Below are 243 nucleotides of genomic sequence, written 5' to 3' on the forward strand. Positions count from 1 at the left end.
CGTGTCTCAGTACCAGTGTGGGGGATCCCCCTCTCAGGGCCCCTATCTATCGTCGCCTAGGTGTGCCGTTACCACACCTACTAGCTAATAGAACGCATGCCCATCTCTTACCGCCAAAACTTTAATACCATTGTGATGCCACATCGGTATACTACGGGGTATTAATCCAAATTTCTCTGGGCTATCCCCCTGTAAGAGGTAGGTTGCATACGCGTTACGCACCCGTGCGCCACTCGCGTCCTG

Annotated in this window: 1 rRNA gene; it reads right to left on the bottom strand. The window is 53.1% G+C overall.

The features are described from left to right. A 16S ribosomal RNA gene (locus ZA05_RS00560) occupies positions 1–243 on the bottom strand; the annotation flags it as partial.

The organism is Mangrovimonas sp. TPBH4 (genome assembly GCF_001280505.1).
GTDB lineage: Bacteria > Bacteroidota > Bacteroidia > Flavobacteriales > Flavobacteriaceae > Mangrovimonas_A.